This window comes from uncultured Parasphingopyxis sp. (assembly GCF_937129435.1).
In the GTDB taxonomy this organism is placed as follows: domain Bacteria; phylum Pseudomonadota; class Alphaproteobacteria; order Sphingomonadales; family Sphingomonadaceae; genus Parasphingopyxis.
This window is the reverse complement of record NZ_CAKZNF010000006.1, coordinates 1-19,186: the sequence shown is the minus strand read 5'-3', so window position 1 is coordinate 19,186 and position 19,186 is coordinate 1. Positions and strand designations below refer to the sequence as shown.

At 64.8% G+C, this 19,186-nt stretch carries 22 protein-coding genes, 1 tRNA gene and 1 pseudogene; 17 read left to right on the top strand and 7 right to left on the bottom strand.

Annotated features, from left to right (window positions below; all coding sequences use genetic code 11):
• Positions 1–807, top strand: an 807-nt coding sequence (locus tag Q0139_RS01690; RefSeq protein WP_298016344.1) for an IS1595 family transposase, incomplete at its 5' end; no start/stop codon positions are given.
• 181 nt (positions 808–988) lie between these two features.
• On the opposite strand, the gene Q0139_RS15490 is transcribed toward Q0139_RS01690, so the two are convergent.
• Together Q0139_RS15490 and Q0139_RS01685 are read right to left on the bottom strand one after the other, a co-directional pair.
• Positions 989–1,267, bottom strand: coding sequence for a DUF3892 domain-containing protein (locus tag Q0139_RS15490; RefSeq protein WP_367180713.1), 279 nt, complete (start codon positions 1,265–1,267; stop codon positions 989–991).
• 328 nt (positions 1,268–1,595) lie between these two features.
• A complete protein-coding gene (locus Q0139_RS01685; protein WP_298016342.1) occupies positions 1,596–2,012 on the bottom strand; it encodes a hypothetical protein in 417 nt (138 codons plus the stop codon).
• A gap of 308 nt (positions 2,013–2,320) precedes the next feature.
• Between Q0139_RS01685 and crcB the strand changes: the two genes are divergently transcribed.
• Genes crcB through Q0139_RS01655 form a run of 6 tightly spaced genes read left to right on the top strand, consistent with a single transcriptional unit; the run spans position 2,321 to position 5,984 of the window.
• Positions 2,321–2,701, top strand: coding sequence for a fluoride efflux transporter CrcB (gene crcB, locus Q0139_RS01680; RefSeq protein ID WP_298016340.1), 381 nt, complete (start codon positions 2,321–2,323; stop codon positions 2,699–2,701).
• Positions 2,698–3,804 carry an RluA family pseudouridine synthase gene (locus tag Q0139_RS01675; protein ID WP_298016338.1) on the top strand — a complete coding sequence of 369 codons (1,107 nt, stop codon included), beginning with the start codon at positions 2,698–2,700 and terminating at the stop codon, positions 3,802–3,804. The genes crcB and Q0139_RS01675 overlap by 4 nt, the downstream gene beginning before the upstream one ends.
• Positions 3,804–4,400 carry an FMN-binding negative transcriptional regulator gene (locus Q0139_RS01670; protein ID WP_298016336.1) on the top strand — a complete coding sequence of 199 codons (597 nt, stop codon included), beginning with the start codon at positions 3,804–3,806 and terminating at the stop codon, positions 4,398–4,400. The genes Q0139_RS01675 and Q0139_RS01670 overlap by 1 nt, the downstream gene beginning before the upstream one ends.
• Positions 4,397–5,065, top strand: coding sequence for an HAD-IA family hydrolase (locus Q0139_RS01665; protein WP_298016334.1), 669 nt, complete (start codon positions 4,397–4,399; stop codon positions 5,063–5,065). Before Q0139_RS01670 ends, Q0139_RS01665 begins: the two co-directional genes overlap by 4 nt.
• A complete protein-coding gene (locus Q0139_RS01660) occupies positions 5,056–5,295 on the top strand; it encodes a hypothetical protein (RefSeq protein WP_298016332.1) in 240 nt (79 codons plus the stop codon). The genes Q0139_RS01665 and Q0139_RS01660 overlap by 10 nt, the downstream gene beginning before the upstream one ends.
• Positions 5,292–5,984, top strand: coding sequence for an ATP12 family chaperone protein (locus Q0139_RS01655; RefSeq protein WP_298016330.1), 693 nt, complete (start codon positions 5,292–5,294; stop codon positions 5,982–5,984). Before Q0139_RS01660 ends, Q0139_RS01655 begins: the two co-directional genes overlap by 4 nt.
• On the opposite strand, the gene Q0139_RS01650 is transcribed toward Q0139_RS01655, so the two are convergent.
• Together Q0139_RS01650 and gmk are read right to left on the bottom strand one after the other, a co-directional pair.
• The gene (locus Q0139_RS01650; protein WP_298016328.1) at positions 5,968–6,567 is read right to left on the bottom strand and encodes a hypothetical protein; all 600 of its coding nucleotides are present in this window, start codon (positions 6,565–6,567) and stop codon (positions 5,968–5,970) included. The genes Q0139_RS01655 and Q0139_RS01650 overlap by 17 nt on opposite strands.
• Before the next feature lie 53 nt (positions 6,568–6,620).
• Entirely contained in the window at positions 6,621–7,259 is a 639-nt protein-coding gene (gene gmk / locus Q0139_RS01645; protein WP_298016326.1) for a guanylate kinase, read from the bottom strand.
• A 50-nt stretch (positions 7,260–7,309) separates the two neighbouring features.
• On the opposite strand from gmk, the gene Q0139_RS01640 reads away from it, so the two are divergent.
• The 3 genes from Q0139_RS01640 to Q0139_RS01630 are packed head-to-tail and all read left to right on the top strand — an operon-like array spanning position 7,310 to position 8,881.
• Positions 7,310–7,792, top strand: a complete 483-nt coding sequence (locus Q0139_RS01640) for a nuclear transport factor 2 family protein (protein WP_298016324.1) — start codon at positions 7,310–7,312, stop codon at positions 7,790–7,792.
• Positions 7,785–8,330, top strand: a complete 546-nt coding sequence (locus Q0139_RS01635; RefSeq protein WP_298016322.1) for a DUF1697 domain-containing protein — start codon at positions 7,785–7,787, stop codon at positions 8,328–8,330. Before Q0139_RS01640 ends, Q0139_RS01635 begins: the two co-directional genes overlap by 8 nt.
• On the top strand, positions 8,327–8,881 hold the full coding sequence (locus Q0139_RS01630) for a DUF2585 domain-containing protein (protein WP_298016320.1): 555 nt from the start codon (positions 8,327–8,329) through the stop codon (positions 8,879–8,881). The genes Q0139_RS01635 and Q0139_RS01630 overlap by 4 nt, the downstream gene beginning before the upstream one ends.
• A gap of 66 nt (positions 8,882–8,947) precedes the next feature.
• Here Q0139_RS01630 and Q0139_RS01625 read toward each other — a convergent pair whose 3' ends face one another.
• Positions 8,948–9,499, bottom strand: coding sequence for a M15 family metallopeptidase (locus Q0139_RS01625; protein ID WP_298016318.1), 552 nt, complete (start codon positions 9,497–9,499; stop codon positions 8,948–8,950).
• 190 nt (positions 9,500–9,689) lie between these two features.
• Here Q0139_RS01625 and otsB point away from each other — a divergent pair, with 190 nt between their 5' ends.
• The 4 genes from otsB (at position 9,690) to otsA (ending at position 14,265) form a co-directional block, all read left to right on the top strand.
• Positions 9,690–10,430, top strand: coding sequence for a trehalose-phosphatase (otsB, locus tag Q0139_RS01620; protein WP_298016316.1), 741 nt, complete (start codon positions 9,690–9,692; stop codon positions 10,428–10,430).
• A complete protein-coding gene (locus Q0139_RS01615) occupies positions 10,427–12,220 on the top strand; it encodes a glycoside hydrolase family 15 protein (RefSeq protein WP_298016314.1) in 1,794 nt (597 codons plus the stop codon). The genes otsB and Q0139_RS01615 overlap by 4 nt, the downstream gene beginning before the upstream one ends.
• Positions 12,221–12,290: 70 nt before the next feature.
• The gene (locus tag Q0139_RS01610; RefSeq protein WP_298016312.1) at positions 12,291–12,800 is read left to right on the top strand and encodes a hypothetical protein; all 510 of its coding nucleotides are present in this window, start codon (positions 12,291–12,293) and stop codon (positions 12,798–12,800) included.
• 88 nt (positions 12,801–12,888) lie between these two features.
• The gene (otsA, locus tag Q0139_RS01605) at positions 12,889–14,265 is read left to right on the top strand and encodes an alpha,alpha-trehalose-phosphate synthase (UDP-forming) (RefSeq protein WP_298016310.1); all 1,377 of its coding nucleotides are present in this window, start codon (positions 12,889–12,891) and stop codon (positions 14,263–14,265) included.
• Positions 14,266–14,292: 27 nt separating this feature from the next.
• Here otsA and Q0139_RS01600 read toward each other — a convergent pair whose 3' ends face one another.
• Positions 14,293–15,174 (bottom strand): TauD/TfdA family dioxygenase, encoded by an 882-nt coding sequence (locus Q0139_RS01600; protein ID WP_298016308.1) that lies wholly within the window; start codon positions 15,172–15,174, stop codon positions 14,293–14,295.
• Between the two features lie 125 nt (positions 15,175–15,299).
• Between Q0139_RS01600 and Q0139_RS01595 the strand changes: the two genes are divergently transcribed.
• Both Q0139_RS01595 and Q0139_RS01590 read left to right on the top strand, forming a co-directional pair.
• Positions 15,300–16,640 (top strand): amidohydrolase, encoded by a 1,341-nt coding sequence (locus Q0139_RS01595; RefSeq protein WP_298016306.1) that lies wholly within the window; start codon positions 15,300–15,302, stop codon positions 16,638–16,640.
• Between the two features lie 73 nt (positions 16,641–16,713).
• The gene (locus Q0139_RS01590; RefSeq protein ID WP_298016304.1) at positions 16,714–18,225 is read left to right on the top strand and encodes a DUF389 domain-containing protein; all 1,512 of its coding nucleotides are present in this window, start codon (positions 16,714–16,716) and stop codon (positions 18,223–18,225) included.
• Between the two features lie 27 nt (positions 18,226–18,252).
• Here Q0139_RS01590 and Q0139_RS01585 read toward each other — a convergent pair.
• Positions 18,253–18,344: transfer RNA gene (locus tag Q0139_RS01585), tRNA-Ala, on the bottom strand.
• Positions 18,345–18,439: 95 nt separating this feature from the next.
• Between Q0139_RS01585 and Q0139_RS01580 the strand changes: the two are divergent.
• Positions 18,440–19,186, top strand: a pseudogene (locus Q0139_RS01580) (integrase); the annotation flags it as partial.

Genomic DNA, 19,186 nt, shown 5'->3' with positions numbered 1-19,186 from the left:
GAGACTTACGACATTTCCACGCGTCGCAAGTTCAAGTGCGTTGCCTGTCACCACCAGTTCAGCGTCACCAGCGGCACGATCTTTGCCAGCCGCAAGATGACCTTCACCGACCTTCTGGCCGCTATCGTCATTTTCGTGAACGGCGCGAAGGGCGTCCCGGCGCTGCGCCTTAGCCGCGAACTCGATTGCCAGTATAAGACGGCTTACGTTCTCACAATGAAGCTGCGTGAGGCGATGGCCCAGGAACAGATGGATCGCCAGCTAAACGGTGTTGTCGAGATCGACGGCGGCTATTTCGGCGGATACTCGAAACCGGAAAATCGCAAAGAGGATCGCAAGGATCGCCGCTTGCTCGCCAACCGCACCGGCAAGCGCCAGTGTGTTGTCATCATGCGTGAGCGCGGTGGGCGGTCGCTTCCCTTCATCGTCGCCAACGAAGGCGATGCCGTTCCCTACGTTCGCGATCATGTCGGCACGCTCGCCACGATCTATGCCGACGAAGGCACCGGATGGGACGCGCTGCACGCCGGTTGGGATACGCGCCGCGTGAACCACTCGATTGCGTTCATGGACGAAGGCGTCTGCACCAATCAGGCAGAAAGCTATTTCTCCCGGCTGCGCCGTATGGAGATCGGGACGCACCACCATATCGCCGGGCCTTATCTCAATGCCTATGCAGCCGAGTGCTCGTGGCGCGAAGATAATCGCCGCGTCGATAACGGGACGCAGGCGCTCATGGTGGCGGGTGCCGCTATGGCGAGCCGGAACAGCCGCAATTGGGCCGGTTATTGGCAGCGGGCGGCTTGACGGTATCCAGATACCTGTGGTATCCAGATACCCGTGACACATATTGATGCAGAACTCGCGCTGATAAACGAACGCTTAAATGGCGGGGCGCATCCTTTTGAACAAGCTGCCTTGCACGCTGCTCAGCAGGCCCTGAGTTGGGCGATGCGCCCCGGCGAGTTTAAGTCGCCCTACAACGACATCAGGGACACTCTGGGAGGCTCAGCAGGTTGTTATTCAGGTGCCCGTCTGGATCGGTCGTCAGAAACGGGCGACCTGACACGGGGTGCTCCCTAACCATCACCTCAACCCTTGGCGAAAGCACGCCGGGCGCTCGTGTGTAGTAGGTGTTATATCCGAAGCGGATGTTGCTGATAGCCGCGTCGATTGGATGGTATCCCCAACTGCCTCCGACACCTTGGATTCTGCGGTCGGAGTCGTAGTTATCCCTACGAACGCACGTTACGTGTAAGTCTGCCATTGCACTTATTCCCTAGTTGGAATGTGCAATCGCCTTGACCCGTTCGCTAAATAGGAACATTAAAGCTCCTGCAAATTTGCTCGTTCCGCTGGCGATTGCACCATCAATCTTAGCGGTATGAATAGGGCCGGGACCTCCACAGTCTCGGCCCAATTCACGTCAACGCCTCATCCCAGAACAATTCCCACGAAAAGTCGATTCGTTTGCCGACCGATTCGCAAGAAATATGTGGAATATTTGAATCTTTTTCAGCGGCTTACGCAAATAAACATATCTTTATGTCTGCGAACATGCTGATTTAATTGGCGGTCGTCCATTCCGCCGCCATTCAATCTACGCGCCAGCAAAGCGTTCCTTCGACATAAACCCGCTTCACTGTGCCGCGCCCACTCTGGCGATTTAGGCATTTGCGTATGCGCTCGATCTGCCCAGTCGTGACAGCCTCACCTATACCGCGTCGATGTTGCACTGCCTCTGCCACGGCCCTTGTCGAGAGTGGTTCGGTCGCTTCGCGCAGCAATTCCATTACCGCCCGCGACACTTCCCCATGCTTGGCCCAGTGAGGCTGTGGGCGGTGCTGCAATGCCGGGATGGCATCTAGGTCCATGTCGGGATCGAACAGCCGTATCGTGCGATCCAGCGCCTCCACGTCCGCCGTGATCGCGTCCACCTTCGCCAGCAATTCGAGAATGTCGCCGGTCAGTTCGCGGCGACGGCGTATCAGGCCGCTGACTGTGTGCTCCATGGATTCACATTAGCGGCGAAGGGCGGTATAGGGGATAGAGGCGTTGGTGCGGTTGCTACCTAATGCCGGGATACTCTCGTGGGAGGCCGGGTGGGGGTGCGGGCTGGTGCGGCGATTTTCTGTCAGGAAAATTCTGACAACCAAACGCTCTCCCATTGGGTGAGGGGATCGCACCTATCGATAGCGCGGAGCCCCTCATCCAATTCCGGCTAGGCTCGTTCCTCGCCAAGCCTCCATATCCTTCTCCCCATGGGAGAAGAATCGCACGCCACTAGCCCCCCTTCCCACCCTTCGCTAAAGCGCGCGCCATGCCGCATCTTCTTCTCGTCATGGGCGGCGGCGCGATCGGGGCGGGGCTGCGCTTCCTGCTCGGCCGGTTCGCGCTGCACCAGTTCGGCCCGGCCTTTCCCTGGGGGACGCTGCTCGCCAATGTGATCGGCGGGTTGGCGATGGGCGTGCTCGTCGGATTCCTCGCGCGCTATGGCGGCAACTGGGCCGAGGGATGGCGGCTGTTTCTCGGCGTCGGGTTGCTCGGCGGCTTCACGACATTCAGCGCCTTCAGCCTCGAAACCGTCAACATGATCGAACGCGGCGAGATCGCGACCGCGGCGCTCTACGCCGGAAGTTCGGTCGTTGGCGCGGTCGCCGCGTTGTTCGCCGGCCTCTGGCTGGTAAGGCTGGCGACATGAGCAAGGCGTTTAGCGATGAGGTGCGCGAATTCACGATCGCGCCCGACGATGACGGCATCCGGCTCGACCGTTGGTTCAAGCGGCACCTGCCCGATGCGACCTTCAACATCGTTTCGCGCTGGGCACGAACGGGGCAGCTGCGCCTCGACGGCAAGCGCGCCGCGCCGGGCGACCGGATCGAGGCCGGGCAGGTCGTCCGCGTGCCCCCCGCCGATCCGCCCAAGGGCGCCAAGCAAAAGCAGGTACGGCCGCCGCTCAGCGAAGACCAAATTGCCTTTGCCCGCAGTCTCGATTTCCACCGCGACAAAAGCGCGCTCGTGCTCAACAAGCCGCCGGGCCTTGCCGTGCAGGGGGGCAGCAAGACCAAGGACCATGTCGACGGGCTGCTCGACGCGCTGCAATATGAGGCCGAGGCGCGGCCCCGGCTCGTCCACCGGCTCGACAAGGATACATCGGGCGTGCTTCTCGTCGCGCGGAGCCCGCGCGCCGCATCGATCTTCTCGAAAAGCTTTTCGAGCCGCAGGGCGACCAAGATCTATTGGGCCATCATCACCGGCGTGCCCGATATCGACGAAGGAACGATCGACCTCGCGCTGTCGAAACAGCCTGGAACGGGCGGCGAGAAGATGCATCCCGATCCCGGCGGCCAGTCGGCAAAGACGCTCTATCGCGTGATCGAGCGCGCGGGCAACGAAGCGGCGTTCGTGGCACTGCAACCGCTGACCGGACGCACGCACCAGCTGCGCGTCCATATGGCCGCGATCGGCCATCCGATCCTCGGCGACGGCAAATATGGCGGGCAGGACGCCTTTCTGACCGGCGAGATCAGCCGCAAGCTGCATCTCCATGCGCGGCGCCTCGCCTTGCCGCATCCCGATGGCGGGATGCTCGACGTGACGGCGGAATTGCCCGACCATTTCGACAAGACGATGACCGCGCTCGGCTTCACCGCGTCGCTCGGCGATGTCGACGTCGCCCCGCCGGACCTTCCGCCCGATCCCGCCGCGCAAAAGCGCGCCGCACGCGCCTATGCGAAAGACATCCGCAAGGGCCGTCGCGGCGAGCGGCGCGGCAGGGGGAAATCGCGCGGCGGGAAGGGTTGATGCACCCGAACCGCGCCTTCCGGCCCGATCATCCGCAGGCGCTAGACCGGATGGTCGACGAAATCGGTTTCGGCCAGCTCTTCGCGCAGACACCGGACGGTCCGCGCGTCGCGCATGTGCCGGCGGTGACCGCGGGCGATGCAATCCGATTCCATCTCGCGCGCAGCAATGCGCTGACCCGCCATTTCGACGGTGCCGTGGCGCTCTTCGTCGTGACGGGGCCCGACGCCTATATCAGTCCCGACTGGTATGGCGAAGCGGACCAAGTGCCGACATGGAACTACATCGCCGCGGAGTTTGAGGGCACAGTGCGCCGTCTCGACCAGGCGGGGCTGGTCGAGCAGATCGATACGCTCACGGCGCGGGAGGAAGCGCGGCTCGCCAAAACGGAATGGACGCGGGCGAAAATGGACGGGCGGATCTTCGACCGGATGCTGGATGCGATCGTCGGCTTCGAACTCGTCGTCACAGAGCGGCGTGGCACGGTGAAGCTCAATCAGAACAAGCCGGCGGAGGCGCGGCTGGCGGCGGCGGAGGCACTCGACCGGCTCGGTAGGTCCGCCATCGCCGAGCGGATGCGCGAAGTGGAACGATGAGCAACCGTCTCGCCATCTTCGATTGCGACGGCACGCTCGTCGACAGCCAGGGCAATATCTGCATCGCGATGGAGCAGGCCTTCGCCGCGGCGAAGCTGGCCGCGCCATCGCGCGAGGCGACGCGACGGGTCGTCGGCCTCAGTCTCGTGGAGGCGATGCAGCAGCTCCATCCCGATGCCGATGACGCCTTCCACGCCGAACTGGCCGAACATTACAGGGCGGCGTTCTTCGCCATGCGGCAGGAAGGGACGGTGTACGAGCCGCTCTACGAGGGCATCGTCGAGGCGATCGAGGCGATCGACGGGGCGGGCTGGCTGCTCGGCGTCGCGACCGGGAAATCCGATCGCGGCCTCAACGCCGTGCTCGACGGGCATGGCATCCTGCCGCGCTTCGTCGCGCTGCACACGGCGGACCGGCACCCCTCCAAGCCGCATCCCTCGATGATCGACGCCTGCATCGCCGATGCCGGCGCATCGCCCGAAACGACCGTCATGATCGGCGATACGAGCTACGACATGGCGATGGCGAAGGCGGCGGGCGTGGTGGCCATCGGGGTCGCCTGGGGCTATCATCCGCCCGAAGAACTGCGCGCGGCGGGCGCCGATATGGTGCTCGGCCATGCGGGCGAGATCACGGACGCGCTGAAGGAGCTTTCATGGAGCTGAGCCCCGAAGATCGCGAGCGGCTGGCCAAGTCGCGCTTGCAGACGCTGCAGCTGTTTCGCTTCGTCGGCCTTGTGCTGATGCTGCTCGGCATGCTGGTCTGGGCGAGCGACGTGCTGCGCGAAGGCGGGCTTCCGGAACTCGGCATCCCGGTTTTCGCACTCGGCGCGTTCAATTCGCTGATCGTCCCGATCCTGCTCGCGCGCCGCTGGAGGACACCGCCCGAAGCATGAAGAGATTCTACGACGAAGCGAAGGCCGATCCCGTCGAGGGCGGCTGGGGAATCCTGCTCGACGGCAAGCCGGTGCGCACGCCGGGTCGCAACCTGCTTGCCGTGCCGCAGGACAAGCTGGCCTTCGGCATCGCCGCCGAATGGAGCGGGCAGGAGGGCGAGATCGATCCGCGGTCGATGCCGCTGACGGGCCTTGCCAATGCCGCGATCGATCATATCGCGCCCGATCCGGCCGGCTTTTCCGTGGGGCTCGCCAAATATGGCGAGAACGACCTGTTCTGCTATCGCGCCGACAACCCGGCCGAGCTGCAACGCCGGCAATGCGAGGCCTGGGACCCGATGCTCGAATGGGCGGCGGGCCGTTACGGGCTGCAATTCGAAACGACGACCGATATCGTCCATCGGCCGCAGCCCGACGAGACGGTCGAAAAGCTGTCGAACGCCGTCGCGAGCCTCGATCCCTTTCGCCTCGCCGCGCTGGCGCCGCTCGTGCAGATTGGTGGCTCGCTCGTCGGCGGGCTCGCGCTGGTCGAGCAGGCGATGGACGAGGACACCGTCTGGAATGCGATCCGGCTCGACGAGGACTGGCAGGAATCGCAATGGGGCGAAGATGAGGAAGCGATCGCGGCGCGCGATGCCAAGCGCCGCGAATTCGCCGCCGCGATGCGGTTTCTCAGGCTTCTGAGCTAGCCCGCGCCGCCTCCGCGTCCTTGCGGCTCTCGCCCTTCAACCGTTCGGGCAGGAACCAGGCGATGATCGCGCCCGCCGCGACGAAGCTGACGAAGTCGGCGAAGAACAGCCAGAGATGATAGAGCCAGCCCTGATGCCACCAGATCGGATTGCCGAGATGCATGAATACCGAGGCGGCGAGGCCGAACAGCACGACGATAGACAGCTTCGCCGAATAGCTGCGGACATGCGCGGACACGGCGTAGAGCGCCGCGCCAAGGATCAGTGCCGAGATCAGCATATGGACGAAGCCGCCAAGCAGGACCGTGGCGTCCATCGTCTCGAAACCGGCGGGGTTGAACTGGATCGTTGCGATCGGCCCGTCGGTGAACATGCGTTCCTGGTTTTGCGTGCCGGTGCCCGGGACGACATAGGCCCCGGCGGGCAGTTCGCCCATATTCGCGGCGAGAGAGGACTGGACGGCAGCCGCTTCGGAATCGCCGAGATCGTCCAGTGGGACGCTGCCGAGCGCGCCATAGAAAATGAAACCCAGCACGAACATCGCGACCGCGCCGAGGACGGAGCCAAGCAAGACCCTGATCATGAACCCTTCTCCCTGTTTCTTGTCAGCAGGTTAACGGGGAGAGGCGCCGCTGACTAGCCGGTCAGCGTGCGGACGAAATCGACAAGGCCGGTGCGACGGCTCCGCCGCAGCCGCTCGGCCTCCAGGATCGCCCGCGCCTTGGCGGCGCAAATCTCGGCCGCGTCGTTGATCAGCACATAATCATATTCGGCCCAATGGCTGATCTCGGCGGTCGCCCGCTCCATCCGCCCGGCGATCACCTCGTCGCTGTCGGTGCCGCGCCCGCGCAGCCGCGACTCCAGCTCCTCGAGCGAGGGCGGCAGGATGAAGACGCGCACGATATCGGGATCGACCTGCTTCAACTGCTGCGTCCCCTGCCAGTCGATATCGAGCAGCACGTCGCGCCCGTCGGCCAGCGTCTTGTCGACTTCGCTTTTCAGCGTCCCGTAGCGCCGATCGAAGACATGCGCCCATTCGAGAAACTCGCCATTCGCGACCATCGCGTCGAACTGATCGTTCGAGACAAAATGATAGTCCTTGCCGTCGGTCTCGCCGGGACGCATCGGCCGGGTCGTTGCCGACACCGACAGCGTGAGTTCGTCCTCGGCGGCGAGCAGCATGCGCGCGATGGTGGACTTGCCCGCGCCGCTGGGTGAAGAGAGCACATAGAGGAGCCCGCGGCGCTGAATGGGTTCGGGGTTCGGTTCGGCCATGGCGCCGGATGCCGCAACGGCGCGGGTGCGGTCAAGATGGGGAGGGTGCGATGTTACGCTTTGGCATGGCGATGCTGGCAATGGCGGCGATGGCCGGCTGTGCGCAGGCCGACGGGGAGAGCGCGGATCCGGCGGCGCCCGAATGCGATTACGATTGCACGCTGGATCGCCATCTGACGGCCATTCGCGGCGGCGACTGGGATGGCTTCGTGGCGACGATCACCGCCGAGCCCGACATCCAGCTGATCCTGCCCGACGGGACACTGATCGAAGGGCGGGAGGCCTATCTCGAAACGCTCGAACCCTGGCTGACCGGGGGCGGGTTCACCTTCGACACCGAGACCGTCGATCAGCGCGTCGGCAGCGATCTCGGCTATACGTTGCTCAACGTCACGAGCCGGGTGGAGGCCGAGGACCGGACATCGACCTTCTTCCTGCTGCTGACATTTGCGCTGGAAGACGGCGAGTGGCGGCTGGTGCACGATCAGAATACGCGCATTCCGCCAGCCGCCGAAGCGCCGGCCGGTGGCTGAACTCGTCGTGCTGTTGCGCGCGGTCAATGTCGGCGGGCGCAAGATGCCGATGGCGGAGCTGCGCGATCTGTGCGGCGAGCTGGGCTATGAGGAACCGCAAACCTATATCCAGAGCGGCAACCTCCTGATTCGCACGGACACTGCCGCGGACGACGTCGCGGCGCAGCTCGGCAGGGCAATCGCATCGCGCTTCGGTTTCGAAAGCCCCGTCATCGTCCGCGCCGCCGAAAGGTGGCAGGGCTATCTCGACGATAATCCGTTCGCCGGCGATGCGGGCGTGGAAGACAGGATGCTGCATCTCGTTCTGGCGCAGAAGGCGCCGCCGCCATCGGCGGTCGAGACGCTCGAAGCGCTGGCGCAGGCCGGCGAGCGCGTCCGGATCGCGGGCGATGCGCTCTGGATCGATTACGGTCAGGGCGTCGCGCGCTCGAAGCTGACGCCGAAAGCGATCGACAAGGCAGTCGGCGCACCGGCAACCGCGCGCAATTTGCGGTCGGTTCGCAAACTGGCCGGCATGATCGAGGAGAGAATGGGGTGAGGGCGCGCTACTGGGCAATCTCGATCGGTATAGTCGTTATCGCGGCGGCGGTGCTGTACCTGATGGGCCGGAACCCGATTGCGGAATCCGGAACGGTGAAGCTGTGGGTCGGCGAGGTGCACGGCCCCGACAACAGCCAGCATCTGGCCGACTGGTATACGCCGAGCCACATCATCCACGGCTTCATCTTCTGCGGCCTCGCCTGGTGGCTGTTCTGCCGCAAGCCGGTCGGCTGGCGTTTCAGCCTCGCCGTCGCGATCGAGAGCGCGTGGGAAGTGCTCGAAAATTCGCCGATCATCATCAACCGCTATCGCGAGGCGACGGCGGCCTTCGGCTATGAAGGCGACGCGATCATCAACAGCATCGCCGATATCGGCTGGATGGCGCTCGGCTTCTGGATCGCGCGGCGATTGGGGCTGTGGCCGACGGTCGCGATCGCGATCGCCTTCGAGCTGCTGACTCTCTGGATCATCCGCGACAACCTGACACTCAACGTGCTGATGCTCGTCTGGCCGATCGACGCGATCCGCGAATGGCAGGCGGGACTTTGATCGTCCCGAAGTTCACACCTGCTTGACACTCGCTTGACACCGCCCGGCCCAATGCCCGGGAGCTGTTCAGGCCGGATAATCCTTCCATGGCAGCTGCCAATGCGGCCCGTCCTTGAAGCTGCGCCAGTCGCCGCCCCATTCGATCGCCACACCCTCCTTCGCCGCCGCCGCTTTCATTGCGGGAGCGAGGCGGTGGTAGAGCGGCCAGTCCCAGCTGATCTTCCCGTCGGGGCCGAGCGGGGCGAGGTCGACGGCGTGCCCTGTCAAATGGCGCGAGTTCATGGTGCGCGACGCGCCCGAGGCGACGAGCTGCTTCTGCCGCGCGAGCGTGCGCAGTCCCTCGATCACCGCGAAGGGGAGCGGCGTATCCCGCGTCAGCCGCCGCACGACGCGGACGAGATCGGAATGGACGCCCGTCAGCCGGTCTTCATCGCGTCGAGAGAGCGCGAAGCCGATCGGCGCGGCTTCGGCCAATGGCACGCCGAGTTCGTCATGCAGCGCCTGTAACGTCAGCGCTCCGAGATCGCCGTCGATCCCGTCCCGCGCTGCACCGGTGCGCCCGAGATCGTGCCCGCGCAGCACGAGCCCGCGCTGGATGTCCTTTACCTGTTGCGACATTGCCCATCTCCTGCAATAACCAGATAGGCACAATCAGCTGATCTCACTTATCCAACATTGCAAGCGACATGCGCGGCTCCGGGGCAAGCGGCGCGGCGTGCGGAATTTGCAAGCGGCTGCACCGGGCTTGCCTGTCGGGGCGGGCTCGTTCACAAAACCGGCCATGCCGAGCGACCCGCGGACAGCGCCCATGCTGGACGATCCCCCCGTGCCGAACGATCCCGAAGCGATTTCGCTGTTCCTCGATTTCGACGGGACGCTGGTCGAACTCGCCGACAAACCCGATCTGATCGAGGTGCCGGCGGACCTGCCCGCCTTGCTGGCGCGCGTTGCGAACCGGCTCTCGGGCAGGCTCGCGATCGTCAGCGGCCGGTCGATCGCCGATGTCGAGACGCATCTCGATTGCGCGGCCCTTACGGTGTCCGGCTCGCACGGCCTCGAACTGCGCTTCGCCGACTGCGCCGAACAGCGCGGCGATCCCGATAACGGCATGGACGACGATGTACGCGCGGAGATCGTGCGCCGCGCCGAAGCCTTCCCCGCGCTCCATGTCGAACACAAGACGCTGGGGGTCGGGCTGCATTATCGCGACGATCCGTCGCTGAAGTCCGATGTCGAAGCGCTGGCCGACGAACTGGCCGGTCGCCACGGGCTGACGGTGAAGAAGGGCAATCATGTCGTCGAGCTGATGCCGCGTGCGTGCGACAAGGGGCGCGCCGTCGATGCGATCATGGCAAAGGGTAGCTTTGCCGGCACGCGGCCCGTCTTCATCGGCGACGACCTGACCGACGAGGACGGCATCGTCGCGGCGTCGCGGCACGGCGGATATGGCGTGATCGTCGGGGACCGCATGCCGACCGACGCGCGATACCGGCTCGATGGCCCGAGCGATGTGCATCGCTGGCTCGAAAATCTCGTGGAGGGAGAATGACCGTCGATCTCGATCTGTGGCCGATCGGCAATTGTCAGGTCAGCGCGCTCGTCGACCGGGCGGGAACGATCGTCTGGGGCTGCGTGCCGCGCGTCGATGGCGACCCGGTCTTTTCCGGGCTGCTCGACGCGCCCGAAGACGAAGCGGAGCGCAAGGGCGTCTGGAGGCTCGAACTGGTCGACCAGGTATCGGCCGAGCAGCGCTTTATCCGCAACACGCCGGTGCTGCTGACGACGCTGACCGACGCGGCGGGCGGCAAGGTGGAGATTCGCAGCTTCTGCCCGCGCTACGAACGGTCGGGCCGGATGTATCGCCCCGTCGCCTATGCGCGGACGGTGAGGCCCGTCGCCGGGTCGCCCCGGCTCGTGGTGACGCTGACGCCGACGCGCGACTATGGGGACCCCGAGGTCGCGCGCACCAACGGCACCAACCATATCCGCTATCTGATCGGCCCGCAGGCGCTCCGGCTGTCGACCGATGCGCCGGTCGGCCATATCCTCGAAGGGCGGCCGTTCCGCGTCGAGCGCGACCTGCATTTCTTTCTTGGCCCCGACGAGCCCTTTGTCGGCAATATCGGGCGCGAGGTGCGCTCGATGCTCGATCTGACGACCGATTACTGGCGGCTCTGGGTGCGCGGGCTGGCGACGCCGTTCGAATGGCAGGATGCCGTGATCCGCGCCGCGATCACGCTGAAGCTCTGTCAGCATGAGGAGACGGGAGCGATCGTCGCCGCGCTGACGACCTCGATCCCCGAGGCGCCGCATTCGGGGCGCAATTGGGATTATCGCTATTGCTGGATCCGCGACGCCTATTACACGGTGCAGGCCTTGAACAGGCTCGGTGCGCTCGACGTGCTCGAAAAATATCTCGGCTATCTTCGCAACATCGTCGACGAGATGAAGGAGGGCGCACTGCAGCCGCTCTTCTCGGTCACCGGTGAGACCGAGCTGGTCGAGACCGAGGCGGAGAACCTTGCCGGCTATCGCGGCATGGGGCCGGTGCGGGTCGGCAATGCCGCCTATACCCAGGTGCAGCACGATGTGTACGGCCAGGTGATCCTGCCGAATATCCAGGGCTTTTGCGACAAAAGGCTGTTGCGCCAGTCGACCGAGGCGGATTTCGAACGGCTCGAGGCGGTGGGAGAGGTCGCTTGGGCGAAGCACGATCAGCCCGATGCCGGCCTGTGGGAGTTTCGCACGCGCACCGCGACGCACACCTATAGCGCGGTGATGAGTTGGGCGGCCTGCGACCGGCTTGCCAACGCAGCGGCAATGCTGGGGCTGGACGACCGGGCGGCCCATTGGACGGATCGCGCGCAAAAGGTGCGCCAGACGATCGAAAACGAAGCCTGGCACGAGGCGTCGGGGCGTTACGGCGCAAGCTTTGGCACCGACGATGTCGACGCCAGCCTGCTCCAGCTGATCGACATGCGCTTCCTGACGGCGGAGGATCCGCGTTTCCGCGCGACCTTCGATGCCATCGAGGCGCGGCTGCGGCGCGGCGAACATATGCTGCGCTACGATGCCGAGGACGATTTCGGCCTGCCCGAAACGGCGTTCAATTTCTGCACCTTCTGGATGATCGAGGCGCTGCAGGTCATCGGCCGGGGCAATGAGGCGCGCGAACTGTTCGAACAGATGCTCGACCGGCGGACGCTTTCGGGGCTGCTGTCGGAGGACATGGATTTCGAAACCGGCGAGCTTTGGGGAAATTTCCCGCAGACCTATTCGCTCGTCGGGATCATCAACTGCGCCGGGCAGCTTTCGAGGCCGTGGAGCGATGTGCGTTAGCCGAAGGATTTGCCGGGCGCTTGAGTCGACCGGAGCGACCCGATACGTTTGAAGGATAAGGGGAATTTACATGCGACAATCGATCGGACTTTCAATTTGTGTGGCAGCGGCCGGCCTGCTCGCAGCCTGCGCGGCAGGCGAGGGGAGCGATGCGCCGGCCACCCAAGCAGAGGACGGCGAAGAAGCGGCAACGATGACGCCGGTCGACGCGGCGCCGGCTGACGAGGCTTTGCCGGGCGAAGAGGCGGGCGGTTCGGGCATTGCCGAAATCCCGCCGGTGCCTGCGGGCGGCGAACGCTGGATGTGCGAAGGTGCGGGCGATGCGGCGATCTGGTTCGAGCAGCTGGCCGACGGTATGGCGCGCGTCGGCAGCGTTGCGCAAAGCGAAATGGCGCCGGACGATACGCCTTCCTATATCGCGGTCGAAGCCACGGGTGCCTCTGCGGGTGCCGAGGATCGCTACGGACGCATGCGGTCCGAAGACGGCAACACGACCGTCTGGTTCCTGCGCGACGGCAATGTCGAGATCACCGACGGCGTGGGCGAGGAGGCGCTGATATTTGTGTGCGAGCCGGCCTGAGGCGATATGATCTCGCGCTTGAGGGCCGAACCGGGCGCCGGAAAAATTTGATGAAAGGAAAGGCCGTCCCTCGGGATATGCCCAGACCATGAGCCGACTGATCGTCATTTCGAACCGCGTGTCCGCGCCCAAGGCGAAGAGTGCCGCGGGTGCGCAGGGCGGCCTCGCGGTCGCGCTGACCGCAGCGTTGCGGGAAAATCGCGGCATCTGGTTCGGCTGGTCGGGCAATGAGTGCGAGAAGTTCGAAGGCAAGCTCGACATGGAGCGCCATGACGGCGTGACGACCGCGACGATCGATCTCGAACGGCAGGATATCGACGAATATTATAACGGCTATGCGAACCGCACGCTGTGGCCGCTGTTCCACTATCGCATCGATCTTGCCGAATATGAGCGCACCTTCGGCAGCGGCTATGAACGCGTCAACGAGATTTTCGCCGAAACGGTGGCGCCGCTGATCGAGCCCGACGACCTGATCTGGGTGCACGATTATCACATGCTGCCGCTCGGCAAGATGCTCCGCGACCGGGGTGTGAAGAACCGGATCGGCTTCTTCCTCCACATCCCCTGGCCGCCGACGCGATTGTTCGTCTCGCTGCCCTATCATGAGCGGCTGGTGCGGACGCTGCTCGAATATGACGTTATCGGGTTCCAGACCAACGAATGGCTCGAAAGCTTCCTCCATTATGTCGAGAAGGAACTGGGCGGCACGGTCGACGAAGACGGCTGGATCGAGTTCGAAGGACGCCGTTGCTGTGCCAAGGCGTTTCCCATCGGTATCGATTTCGACGAATTCACCGAAGCGGCCGAAGGCGAAACGGCGGCCGAGGCGAACAGGCAATTGTCGCGCAGCACGCTCGGCAAGAAGGTCATCATCGGCGTCGACCGGCTCGATTACTCGAAAGGCGTGGAGGAGCGGTTCCAGGGCTATGAACGCTTCCTGGAGAACAATCCCGAACAGGCCGACCATGTCGTCCTGCTGCAGATCGCGCCGCCGTCACGCGGCGAGGTGCACACCTATCAGGAAATCCGCGAACGGCTGGAGACGCTGGCGGGGCATATCAACGGCGCCCATGCCGATGTCGACTGGGTGCCGATCCGCTATGTCAACCAGGGCTATCCGCGCCCGGCGCTCGCCGGTTTCTACCGCGCGTCTCGGATCGCGCTGATCACGCCGCTGCGCGACGGCATGAACCTCGTCGCCAAGGAATATGTCGCGGCGCAGGATCCCGATGACCCCGGTGTCCTGATCCTCTCGCGCTTCGCCGGCGCCGCACAGCAATTGACCGAAGCGCTGCTGATCAATCCCTATTCGACCGACGAGATTTCCGAAGCGATTTCGCAGGCGCTCGCCATGCCGCGCGAGGAACGCATCCGCCGCTGGGAGTCGAACTACGCCAATGTCCGCGACGAGGATGTGATCTGGTGGCGCAAGAATTTCGTCGCGGCGCTCAAAGGGGAATGATCCTCCCGAGCAGGGGAGGAATTTTGGCTACTCCGCCGCCGACCAGGCTTGCGGATCGTAATAGGGCCGGTCGCCCTTGATCGTCGCACGCTCCATGGCGCGGCGCGCGGGATAGTAGTCCGAGCAGGCGAAATGCTGGACGGCGCGATTGTCCCAGAAGGCGATCGATCCTTCGGCCCAGCGGAAGCGGCACTGGATTTCGGGGTTGGCGGCCTGGGCATAGAGATGGTCGAGCAGCCAGCCGCTCTCCTTCTCGCTCAGACCCTTGATATGGCTGGTGAAGGCCGTGTTGACGTAGATGCCGGGGAGCCCCGTTTCGGGGTGGGTGCGGATGACGGGATGCTCCATCGGCGGATATTTGTCGTGCAGCTCCTCGGGCCGCTTGCCGAGGCGCCGCGCGAAGACGCGCGCGATATCATGGACGGCCGTCATGCCCGAGACCCAGCGCTGCATCTCGTCCGACAGGTTGAGATAGGCCGCGTGCATATCGGCGAACAGCGTATCGCCGCCGACTTCGGGAATCTCGATCGCACGCAGGATCGATCCCAGCGATGGCTCTTCGCGCCACGTCACGTCCGAATGCCAGGCATTCTCTTGGCCGCGGCTCTCCGGCCCGTACGCAATGCGGAGGATCTCCGGGTTTTCCTGATCCTTGGGCGTCGCCGGATGGATTTCGAGCTCGCCGAATTGCTGCGCGAAAAAGAGATGCTGTTCTCGCGTAATATCCTGATCGCGGAAGAAGATGACCTTGTGCTCGAGCAGCGCGGCGCGGATCGCCGGGATCGCCCCGACGATCTCGTCCGAGCCGAGATCAATGTCGAGCAGTTCGGCGCCGATCGCGGGCGTCATCGGACGCAGCGTGAAATGTGCCGATTCGGCGCTTTGCAACGGCTTTGCCTTGGTGGCCATGGTCCCTCTCCTTTTGAGCGCAGGATGACCCCTGGCGGACCGGCGCGCAAGTGCAGACCGATTGCGCTTTGCCTGCCAGACGCACCGGGCTAAGCTGGTCTTTCGCATCGAAGGGGGCTTGCAGCATGACCAAATGGATTTCGCTTTTCGCGCTGGCGGCAGCGATTGCGGCGCCGGCGAGCGCGCAGAACAGCCTCGAACAGCGGATCGCGGCAGACTATGACGCGACGCTTGAGGCGCTGTTCCTCGATTTCCATCGCAATCCCGAGCTCAGCTATGTGGAAAACAGGACGGCGGGCATCATCGCCGCACAATTGCGCAGCCTTGAGATCGACGTGACCGAGGGCGTCGGCGGCACCGGCGTCGTCGGCGTGCTCGAAAACGGATCCGGGCCGGTGGTCCTCGTCCGCGCCGATATGGACGGGCTGCCCATCGAGGAGGACAGCGGTCTCGATTACGCGTCCGAAGCGCGACAGACTGGGATCGACGGCGTCGAGGCGCCGGTCATGCACGCCTGCGGCCATGATGTGCACGTCACCGCGCTGATCGGCGCTGCGCGGCAGCTGGTGCGGCTGCGCGATCAGTGGTCGGGGACGATCGTCTTCATCGCCCAGCCGGCCGAAGAGCGGATCGGCGGCGCACGCGCGATGATGGAGGACGGGCTCTACGAGCGCTTCCCCCGGCCTGAATATGCGCTCGCCTTCCATGTCTCGTCCGGCCTCGCGACCGGCCGGATCGATCTGGCGCCGGGCCTCGTCGCCTCGTCGGCGGACAGCGTCGATATCACGATCCATGGCGTGGGAACGCACGGCGCCTATCCGCATGAGGGGCGCGATCCGATCGTCATGGGCGCCGAGATCATCATGGCGCTGCAGACGCTGGTCAGCCGGGAGGTTTCGCCACTCGCTCCTGCCGTCGTTACCGTCGGCGCGTTCCATGGCGGCATTAAGCACAACATCATTTCCGATACCGCGACGATGCAGCTCACCGTTCGCTCGAACGATCAGGCGGTGCGCGAAACGCTGCTCGCGGGTATCCGCCGGATCGCCGAAAATGTGGGCCGGATGAACGGCATGCCCGAAGACCGGCTGCCGCAAGTCGAGGTCGCCCATGAATCGACGCCGCCGACGATCAACGATGCCGATCTTGTCGCGCGGCTGCGGCCGGCGCTGGCGGGCGCGCTCGGCGCCGATACGCTGATCGACCCGACGCCGCAGACGGGAATGGGCGCCGAGGATTTCGCCTATTTCGTGCAGCCCGAAACCGGCGTGCGCGGCGCCTATTTCAATGTCGGTGGTACGCCGCAGGAAGCGTTCGACGCGGCGGCCAATGGCGGCCCCCCGGTGCCCGCGCATCACAGCCCCTTCTTCCGCATTGCACCGCGCGAATCGGTGACGCTGGGGACCGAAGCGATGGTGGCGGCGGTGATGGACCTGCTTCCGGCGGGTGGTTCGGCGGACGATTGAGGCGGAACCTTCGATCGGTTCGACCACTTGAATGTGTCGGGACCGGTTCGACGACGACACAGAAAGGCCTTTCGTGACCGACAACAGCGCCGCGCGCCCCGAATCCGCCAGCCATGCGGGCATCATTCGCGAGACACGGAGCTGGTGGCGCCAGGTCTGCAACGAGGTCGATCAGGTCGCGGTGATCGAGAAGGTGCAGGGCGAATCGGTCGCCCAGGGCCGCTATATCTTCATGACGGCGATGTCGGCCGGGATCGCGATTCTCGGCATGTTGCTCTCCTCGCCGGCGGTCGTGATCGGCGCGATGCTGCTTTCGCCGCTGATGGGCCCGATCATGGGCGCGGGCTTCGCGATGGCGATCGGCGATTTCCGCTGGCTGCACCGATCGGGGCTGGCGCTCGCCGTCGGCACGCTCGTCGCGATCCTGTTCTGCGCGCTGATCGTGCTCCTGTCGCCGCTGCAGACGGTGACCGAGGAGATCGCCGCGCGCACCCGGCCCAATTTGTTCGATCTTGCCGTTGCGCTCTTTTCCGCGCTCGCCGGCGCCTATGCGATGATCAAGGGCCGCGAAGGGACGATCGTCGGCGTCGCCATCGCCACGGCGTTGATGCCGCCCCTTGCCGCCGTCGGTTTCGGGCTTGCAACGGCCAATTGGACGGTGTTCGGCGGCGCGCTGCTCCTCTTCTTCACCAACCTGATGACGATCGCGCTGACGGCCGCCGCGATGGCGCGGCTCTACGGCTTTCGCACCAGCCTCTCCTCGCGCTCGACGATGGTCCAGTCGCTCGTCATGGCCGTGCTGTTCATCGGTTTGGCCATCCCGCTCGGCTTCTCGCTGCAGCAGATTGCCTGGGAAGCGAATGCGACCCGCACCGCCAACGGCATCGTCGCCGACCAGTTCGAGGCGGATGCGCGCGTCAGCCAGGTCGAGTTCGATTTCGACGCCGATCCGATCCGGGTCACGGCGTCGGTGCTGACGCCGACCTTCGAACCCGATGCACAGGCCGCCGCCGACCGCGCGCTCCAACGCAGCCTGGGGCGCGAGATCGATCTGGTCGTCAACCAGTATCGCGTCGGCACCGATGCACGTGCCGCCGAGGCTGCGGAGATAGCGGCCGCGCGCGCACAGGAAGAGGCGCTGGCGACCGAGCGAGAGATTACCCAGCTGGCAGACCGGCTTTCGCTGATCGCGGGCGTTCCGGTCGAGGATGTGACGATCGACCGCAATCGCCGTCGCGCGATCGTCCGTGCCCGCCCGCTGCCCGGCGCCGGTCTGGAGACCTATTATGCGCTCGAACGCCGCGTCGCGAGCGTGGAAGACGACTGGACGATCCAGGTCACACCGCCCGCTGCGCCATTGCCGACGGTGACGTTCGGCGAAGACGGACCCGACGAAGCCGGCCAGCGCGCGCTGCGCCTCTCCGCCTGGGCCGCGCGCCGGATCGATGCCCCGATCGGGGTGGCCGGGCCCGAGGCACAGGCCGATCGCGTGCTGTCCTATTTCGCCGACGCCGGCGTGCGCGCCGTGCGACGCGAGGGCGGCGGCGCGCTTGTGCTGAACTGGCTGGCGCCCGACGCGGAATAAGGGAAGTCGTTTGCCTTTCGGCGAAAATGGTGGAGCCGGGGGGATTCGAACCCCCGACCTCTGCAGTGCGATTGCAGGGAAGCCAATCTCCACCGGACGTTGCTGGACGCTACAGCCCCCGCAAAACTAAGCATATTCGTCTTTGCATGTCCGGCCGCATCTGGTATTGTTTTCCGTACGCATTCCATACGTACGGAACGAAGGGCGGCAGGGCATGGCGTTGGACCTAAGCAAGATTGGCGAGCGGGAGCGGTTGAAGGCGCGGCGAGAGCCGCATTGGCAACGGTTGCGCGCAGGTTGCTTTCTCGGCTTTCGGCCGTCGAAGCGCGGCGGCAAGGGAACGTGGATTGCGCGCGTCTATGACGAGGACAATCGGAAATATCGGCTCAAATCGCTTGGCGACTTCGGCGCGTTGAAAGGCAATGAGATATTCACTGCTGCGCGCAAGGAGGCAGAGGCGCTTGCCGAACTGATCGAGAGTGGTGGGGAGGTTCGGGCAAAGGTTGAAACGGTGGCCGATGCGTGTCGCGAATATGCAGCGTCCCGGCCGGAAGCGCGCGGCCGGTTTGAGCGTTACGTCTATGACGATTCCCTTGGAAAGGTGAAGCTTGCCAAGCTGCGCCGCCGTCATCTGGCGGAATGGCGTAAGCGGCTTGTGGCGCGGCCGTCGCTTGTGAGCCGGAACAAGGATGGCGAACAACGTACACGCGAGCGCGCGCCTGCCACGGTCAACCGGGATATGGCGACATTGCGAGCGGCGTTGGCGAAGGTGTTTTCGCCGGGCGCGCCTAACAGCGAAGCGGCGTGGCAGGAAGCATTGAAGCCGATTCCGAACGCCAATCGGCGGCGCACGCTCTACCTCGATCGGGCGCAGCGGCGGTTGCTATTGTCGCACATTGCCGATGAAGCCGAGCCGTTTGCACGGGCGCTTTGCCTGTTGCCGTTGCGGCCGGGTGCGCTG

Bases quoted from the DNA above. Each gene is read 5' to 3' on its own strand.
- Q0139_RS01685 (WP_298016342.1), bottom strand. From the start codon at position 2,012: ATGGAGCACACAGTCAGCGGCCTGATACGCCGTCGCCGCGAACTGACC.
- Q0139_RS01625 (WP_298016318.1), bottom strand. From the start codon at position 9,499: ATGTCGCAACAGGTAAAGGACATCCAGCGCGGGCTCGTGCTGCGCGGG.
- Q0139_RS01650 (WP_298016328.1), bottom strand. From the start codon at position 6,567: ATGATCAGGGTCTTGCTTGGCTCCGTCCTCGGCGCGGTCGCGATGTTC.
- otsB (WP_298016316.1), top strand. From the start codon at position 9,690: ATGCTGGACGATCCCCCCGTGCCGAACGATCCCGAAGCGATTTCGCTG.
- crcB (WP_298016340.1), top strand. From the start codon at position 2,321: ATGCCGCATCTTCTTCTCGTCATGGGCGGCGGCGCGATCGGGGCGGGG.
- Q0139_RS01675 (WP_298016338.1), top strand. From the start codon at position 2,698: ATGAGCAAGGCGTTTAGCGATGAGGTGCGCGAATTCACGATCGCGCCC.
- Q0139_RS15490 (WP_367180713.1), bottom strand. From the start codon at position 1,267: ATGGCAGACTTACACGTAACGTGCGTTCGTAGGGATAACTACGACTCC.
- Q0139_RS01610 (WP_298016312.1), top strand. From the start codon at position 12,291: ATGCGACAATCGATCGGACTTTCAATTTGTGTGGCAGCGGCCGGCCTG.
- gmk (WP_298016326.1), bottom strand. From the start codon at position 7,259: ATGGCCGAACCGAACCCCGAACCCATTCAGCGCCGCGGGCTCCTCTAT.
- Q0139_RS01670 (WP_298016336.1), top strand. From the start codon at position 3,804: ATGCACCCGAACCGCGCCTTCCGGCCCGATCATCCGCAGGCGCTAGAC.
- Q0139_RS01595 (WP_298016306.1), top strand. From the start codon at position 15,300: ATGACCAAATGGATTTCGCTTTTCGCGCTGGCGGCAGCGATTGCGGCG.
- otsA (WP_298016310.1), top strand. From the start codon at position 12,889: ATGAGCCGACTGATCGTCATTTCGAACCGCGTGTCCGCGCCCAAGGCG.
- Q0139_RS01665 (WP_298016334.1), top strand. From the start codon at position 4,397: ATGAGCAACCGTCTCGCCATCTTCGATTGCGACGGCACGCTCGTCGAC.
- Q0139_RS01600 (WP_298016308.1), bottom strand. From the start codon at position 15,174: ATGGCCACCAAGGCAAAGCCGTTGCAAAGCGCCGAATCGGCACATTTC.
- Q0139_RS01660 (WP_298016332.1), top strand. From the start codon at position 5,056: ATGGAGCTGAGCCCCGAAGATCGCGAGCGGCTGGCCAAGTCGCGCTTG.
- Q0139_RS01615 (WP_298016314.1), top strand. From the start codon at position 10,427: ATGACCGTCGATCTCGATCTGTGGCCGATCGGCAATTGTCAGGTCAGC.
- Q0139_RS01640 (WP_298016324.1), top strand. From the start codon at position 7,310: ATGTTACGCTTTGGCATGGCGATGCTGGCAATGGCGGCGATGGCCGGC.
- Q0139_RS01655 (WP_298016330.1), top strand. From the start codon at position 5,292: ATGAAGAGATTCTACGACGAAGCGAAGGCCGATCCCGTCGAGGGCGGC.